The sequence below is a fragment of the Kocuria sp. genome (assembly GCF_030536815.1).
Lineage (GTDB): Bacteria > Actinomycetota > Actinomycetes > Actinomycetales > Micrococcaceae > Kocuria > Kocuria gwangalliensis.
On the sequence record NZ_JAUNPE010000141.1, the window covers coordinates 1 to 5,720 of the forward strand.

A 5,720-nucleotide genomic window follows, 5' to 3' on the forward strand; every position below is an offset into this window, starting at 1 on the left:
CCCCCCGGAGCTGAGGTAGCCGTCACCCCGGAGGCCGGGGCGTGCCTACGCCTCGCGGGTGGAGGTCTTCCGCTCGGGATCCCACCGGCGCATTGCGGTAGCGGTGACGGTGGTCGGTGCGGGCCGGTCTTGCAGTACCGCCAGCGCCCGTCCCACCTGCGAAGCACTCAGACGCTTGGCCAGTGTCACGTGGGGTGTCCACGGGCGCAGCCTCTGGGAGCCGCCGTCCACCAGACGCTGCCACCCCTCCACAAGGCTATGCATCTCGGGCGGGGCGATCACGTGCTCGGCAAGAACGAACGGCCCGGATCCCAGCACCACCACACCGTTGAGGGTCAACGGCAGCGGAAGGGCGACCGCGAAATGGGCGCGGACGCGTTCCAGCACGTCGGCAGGGATCCGAGATGCCGTGAGAACGGTGATGTGCGGGGCGTTGGAGGCCCCTCGGTGATCGGCCAGGCTCGGCAAACCCGCCGCGCGCAATGCCTGCCAGCGATCCCGGAACACGGAGTCGTCCTGCGGCGCGAAGTTCAGATCCAGTGAATGAGCGGGCATGCAGTTGTCAGCCATTCCCCGGGTGTGGTGTATCGGCGGGGGCTCCGGCGGTGTCGAAGAGCTGCGCGGCGGCGCGGCGGTCCGGTTTGCCGGTGCTGAGCAAGGGGAGCTCCGGTACACAGCGCCAGTACTTGGGTACGGCTGAGGAACCGTGGTGTTCGCGGACCAGGTCGGCAAGTTCTTTGCGCAGCTCGTTCGTGAATTGCCCGTCCCGCGGTACCACCAGCGCCGCCACGGCGTGGCCCCACTCAGCATCCGGTACGGGAACCACGAGTGCCCCGCGGACTCCGGGGTGTGAGGTGAGCGCTGCGGTCACCACGCCGGCCGAGACCTTGATCCCGCCGGTATTGATCACATCGTCCGTGCGGCCGAGAACGCTCACCGTGCCGTCCTCGGCGGTGCTTCCCAGATCGTCCGTGCGGTACCAGCGCTGTCCGTCGATCACGCGGAAGTGCTCACCGGTCTGCCGGGGGTCGTCCAAATAGCCACCGGCAACGATGTCGCCGCCCAACCAGATGCGCCCTACTCCCGGCGCGTGGCCGGGCGGGGAAGTGAAGTGGGAGAGGTCGCCGGCGGCGTCGTCGGGAACCGTGCGGATCCGGACCGTGTCCAAGGGTCGCCCGTTGTACACGCAGCCACCGCACGTCTCGGACATGCCGTACGTGCTGACCACGGTGAGACCGGCGTCTCCGGCTTGCCGGGCGAGGGTGCGGGACAGTGCGGAGCCGCCCACCAGGATCGCGTCGAAACGCGCGAGAGCGCGGACGGCTTCGGGGTGGGGAGCGGCGTCGGCGGGGTCCAGGATGCGTTGCAGCTGGGTGGGCACCACGGACACGTACCGCGTCTGGTGGTTCATGCCCGAGGCGGCCCGCGCAAACCCCTCCGGCGTAAAGGGGCCGGGCGCCATGAGCACGGGTGTGGTGCCGGCGAGTACGGACCGCGCCAACACCTGGACGCCCGCGACGTAATGCGCGGGCAGGCACAACAGCCACTGGCCGGGCCCGGACGTGGCTCGTTCGGTGGCCCGCCCGGATGCCGTGAGAGCCTCCGTGGTCAGGACCGTCTTCTTGGGGCGGCCCGTTGACCCGGAGGTCGAGACGATCACCGCGGGGCCGGTGCGGGACAGTGCCCGGCCGAGGGGTTCGAGGAGCGCAAGCGGATCACCCGTCACGGGACCGTCGAACACAACGGTGTCCCGCGGCAGGGTACCGGCGGCGGGTGCGCTCAGAGGTTTTCCGGGAAGTTCAGACATCGGGGCTGTCACCGAGGAGAAGTGATCGGATCAGAAGTAGTAGGGGAACGCGGACCAGTCCGGGTCACGCTTTTGCAGGAAGGCGTCCCGGCCCTCAACGGCCTCGTCGGTCATGTACCCCATGCGCGTGGCTTCGCCGGCGAAGACCTGCTGGCCGACCATGCCGTCGTCCGGGAGGTTGAATGCGTACTTGAGCATGCGCACGGCCTGCGGGGACTGGGCGGTGATCTTGCGAGCCCAGTCCAGCGCGGATGTCTCCAGGTCCGAGTGGGGGACCACCTTGTTGACGGCGCCCATGCGGAACATGTCCTCGGCAGAATATTCGTCGGCCAGGAAGAAGATTTCTCGAGCGAACTTCTGGCCCACCTGGCGGGCGAGCAACGCGGAACCGTAGCCGGCGTCGAAGGAGCCAACGGTCGCGTCCGTCTGCTTGAACTTGCCGTGCTCGGCGGACGCAATGGTCAGATCGCAGACCACGTGCAGCGAGTGACCACCGCCGGCCGCCCAGCCGGACACCGCCGCAATGATCACCTTGGGCATGGTGCGGATCAGGCGCTGAACTTCCAGGATGTGCAAGCGGCCCGCTCGGGCCGGGTCGATGGAGTCGGCCGTGTCACCCTCCGCGTAGTGGTAGCCGTCGCGGCCGCGAATGCGCTGATCGCCGCCGGAGCAGAACGCCCAGCCGCCGTCCTTGGCGGAGGGCCCGTTGCCCGTGAGGATCACCGCGCCCACGTCCGAGGACATCCGCGCGTGATCAAGCGTGCGGTACAACTCGTCCACGGTGCCGGGACGGAAGGCATTGCGGACCTCGGGGCGGTGAAATGCAATGCGCACCCACGGCAGATCCCGGACCACGTCACCGCTCTCGTCGCGTTCGACGCCGCGGTGGTACGTGATGTCCTGCAGGTCCTCGAAGCCCTGCACCTGCCGCCACTGCTGGGGGTCGAAGATCTCGGATACCTGCTCGGGAAGCTGCGCGTTGGTCATGGGTACCACTTTAGGTGGAAGGGCGGACGGGCATACTGGCAACCATGAGTGTTGTCCCCTTCGACCTGGAGCGTATTGGTCGCGGCCTGCCCTTCGCGGAGTCCGTGCCCGCTCTGGAAACCGCGCTCCACCGGGGAGCAGCGGTGGTGCAGGCACCTCCGGGGACGGGCAAGACCACCGTGGTTCCGCCGGTGATTGCCAACGTTCTTGCCGACGCCGCTCCCACCTCCCAGCCCACCGGTCGCGTGGTCGTGGTGCAACCGCGCCGGGTCGCGGCCAGGGCGGCCGCCCGCCGACTGGCTGCGCTGACGGGAACGCAACCGGGCGAGGTCGTCGGGTGGAGCGTGCGCGGTGAAAGCACCACGCAACCGAGCACGCGCATCGAGTTCGTGACCCCCGGGATCATGCTGCGGCGCCTGCTGAGGGACCCGGAACTGCCCGGCACGGCGGCGGTGGTTCTGGATGAGGTGCATGAGCGAGGCGTGGAGTCCGACCTGCTGGTGGGCATGCTCGCCGAACTGAGAGAACTGCGCGAGGACCTCACTGTTGTGGCGATGTCCGCGACCGTGGATGCCGCCCGCTTTGCCGAGTTACTGGGCGCAGATGACTCCGCACCGATCGTGGACTGCCCGTCCGCGCTGTATCCGCTGGACCTCGTATGGGCCCCGGGGCCGCAACGCCTGGACGATCGCGGGGTGACTCCCGCGTTCCTGTCGCACGTGGCCCGGACGGCCGCGGCGGCCCATGCGAAGGCTCTCAAAGCTCACGAAGGAACGGACGCGCTCGTGTTCGTGCCCGGCGCGCGCGAGGTCTCCCGTGTGGCAACCGAACTGCACAGGCTCACCCGCGCCGACATCCTGGAATTGCACGGTCAGCTCCCGCCACGGGAGCAGGACCGGGCGGTCGCGGGACGCACACCGGGGGATCCGCCGCGAATCGTGGTGACGACATCCCTTGCGGAATCGTCCCTGACGGTCAACGGTGTGCGACTGGTGATCGATTCGGGCCTGGCCCGTCAACCGCGGCGCGATGCCGGGCGCGGGATCTCGGGGCTGGTGACGGTCTCGGCGTCCAAAGCATCGGCCGATCAGCGGGCCGGCCGCGCCGCACGTCAGGGGCCCGGCGCGGTGGTGCGGTGCTACGACGACGCCACGTGGGGTGCCATGCCCGCCCACACCGTTCCCGAGGTGCGCACCGCCGATCTCACGTTTGCCTGCCTGGCGCTCGCCGTGTGGGGCGCACCGGGCGGTGACGGGCTGTCCTTGCCGGATCCGTTGCCTTCGCGTGCCCGCGCCGATGCGGACGCGCAGTTACGGCGCCTGGGTGCCATCGCTGAGGACGGTCGCGCCACCGACCTTGGTCGCGTACTGGTCGCAATGCCTGTGGAGCCCCGGTGGGGCAGGGCCCTGCTGGACGGCGCCGCTCTCGTCGGACGGCGTGCCGCCGCGGAGGTCATCGCCGCCATCGCCGACGGCGCTCGCATCCCCGCCGCAGACATTCCCGCCCTTGTGCGTCGGTTGCGTTCGGGCGGGGGAGCGGAGTCCGCACGGTGGGCGCGGGAGGTAGCACGGTTGGAACGAATCTCCGGGCAGCACGGTCCAGCTGTTGAACCCGGCATTGTGCACGCCAGTGCTGTGCACGGTGTTCTTGTGGAGGGCGGCACGCACGGCGAGGTCCCGCGGGATGCGCGGGAGGGCGCCGTCGTCGGGCTGGGGAAGCCCGAGTGGATCGCCAAGCGCGTGGACAATGCGGGGGAGCAGTGGCTGCTGGCATCGGGTACTCGCGCGGGGCTCGAGCCGGGGAGTTCCCTGCGCCACCACGAATGGCTTGCAGTTGCGGAGTTGAGTCGCGCCGCGGGAAGGGTGGCCGCTGGAACCGGTGCCGTGATTCGTGCGGCTGCGCCGTTGGACGAGCCCACGGCATTGCTCATTGCGGGTCCGTTGGCGAGTGAGCACACGCGTGGCGAATTCGTGAACGGAAAGGTCCGAGCTCGCCGCGTGCGAGCCGTCGGAGCGATCGACCTGTCCTCCACGCCGGTCGCCGCCGATCCCCACACCGCCCTGCCGGCCGTGCGCAGCGCACTGCACAGTCAGGGCCTGGAGCTGCTGCCCTGGGACGACGCCGCTCGTTCCCTGCGCGCTCGCCTGGCGCTGTTGCACCGGCACCTGGGAGATCCGTGGCCCGCCATGGATGATACGGCGCTGCTGGACCGGCTCGAGGAATGGCTGAGTGTTGAACTGCAAGACATTGCGCGGGGAGCGTCACTGCGTTCGGTCAAGGTGGCGGACGCCCTGCGTCGGCTGTTGCCATGGCCCGAAGCCAGCCGGCTGGAGGAGTTGGTGCCGCAGCGGTTGGCGGTGCCGAGCGGGAACACGGCGCGGATCGATTATCCGCAGGTCTACTCGCCGGAGGAACCTCAACAGCCTCCCGTGGTGGCCGTGAAACTCCAGGAGTGTTTTGGCTGGGCGGATACGCCGCGGTTGGTGGACGGACACGTGCCCGTGCAGTTCCATTTGTTGTCTCCCGCGCGCAGACCGTTGGCGATCACGGATGATCTGCAGTCGTTCTGGTCCGGCCCGTATCAGCAGGTCCGGTCCGAAATGCGAGGCCGCTACCCCAAACACCCTTGGCCTGAGGACCCGTGGAACGCGGTGGCCACGGCGCGGACCAAGAAGCGCAGCGGTGGGTGAGGAACGGACCGCCTGCCTGCAAACTGATCGACGCTACGACCAGCCTCCCGGGCCGAATGCAAACTGATCGACGGTACGACCCGGTACCTCGGGGATCTTGGCTTTACCGTCGGTCAGTTTGCAGCTGCCCGGGGAAGTGGGCTTTTACGTCGAGCAGAGTGCGGGCGGGCGCGACCTCAGGGTCGCATCGTCAACGAGTCTGCAGTGCAAATGTTGTGCGCTGTGCTGCGCCCCGC

General features: G+C 69.0%; 4 protein-coding genes. 1 reads left to right on the forward strand and 3 read right to left on the reverse strand.

Going from position 1 to position 5,720, the window contains the following annotated elements; all coding sequences use genetic code 11:
- Positions 1 to 45: 45 nt before the first annotated feature.
- From Q4E95_RS10755 to Q4E95_RS10765, 3 genes are read right to left on the reverse strand one after another with little or no spacing between them, the layout of a single operon-like run.
- Positions 46 to 555, reverse strand: coding sequence for a 2'-5' RNA ligase family protein (locus Q4E95_RS10755; RefSeq protein WP_303383306.1), 510 nt, complete (start codon positions 553 to 555; stop codon positions 46 to 48).
- A 7-nt stretch (positions 556 to 562) separates the two neighbouring features.
- On the reverse strand, positions 563 to 1,807 hold the full coding sequence (locus Q4E95_RS10760; protein WP_303383307.1) for an AMP-binding protein: 1,245 nt from the start codon (positions 1,805 to 1,807) through the stop codon (positions 563 to 565).
- Positions 1,808 to 1,837: 30 nt separating this feature from the next.
- Entirely contained in the window at positions 1,838 to 2,794 is a 957-nt protein-coding gene (locus tag Q4E95_RS10765; RefSeq protein ID WP_303383308.1) for a 1,4-dihydroxy-2-naphthoyl-CoA synthase, read from the reverse strand.
- A 44-nt stretch (positions 2,795 to 2,838) separates the two neighbouring features.
- Between Q4E95_RS10765 and hrpB the strand changes: the two genes are divergently transcribed.
- A complete protein-coding gene (hrpB, locus tag Q4E95_RS10770) occupies positions 2,839 to 5,484 on the forward strand; it encodes an ATP-dependent helicase HrpB (protein WP_303383309.1) in 2,646 nt (881 codons plus the stop codon).
- Positions 5,485 to 5,720 lie beyond the last annotated feature (236 nt).

Excerpts from the sequence above, each read along its gene's own strand:
- Q4E95_RS10755 (WP_303383306.1), bottom strand. The coding sequence starts at position 555 with ATGCCCGCTCATTCACTGGATCTGAACTTCGCGCCGCAGGACGACTCC.
- Q4E95_RS10760 (WP_303383307.1), bottom strand. The coding sequence starts at position 1,807 with ATGTCTGAACTTCCCGGAAAACCTCTGAGCGCACCCGCCGCCGGTACC.
- Q4E95_RS10765 (WP_303383308.1), bottom strand. The coding sequence starts at position 2,794 with ATGACCAACGCGCAGCTTCCCGAGCAGGTATCCGAGATCTTCGACCCC.
- hrpB (WP_303383309.1), top strand. The coding sequence starts at position 2,839 with ATGAGTGTTGTCCCCTTCGACCTGGAGCGTATTGGTCGCGGCCTGCCC.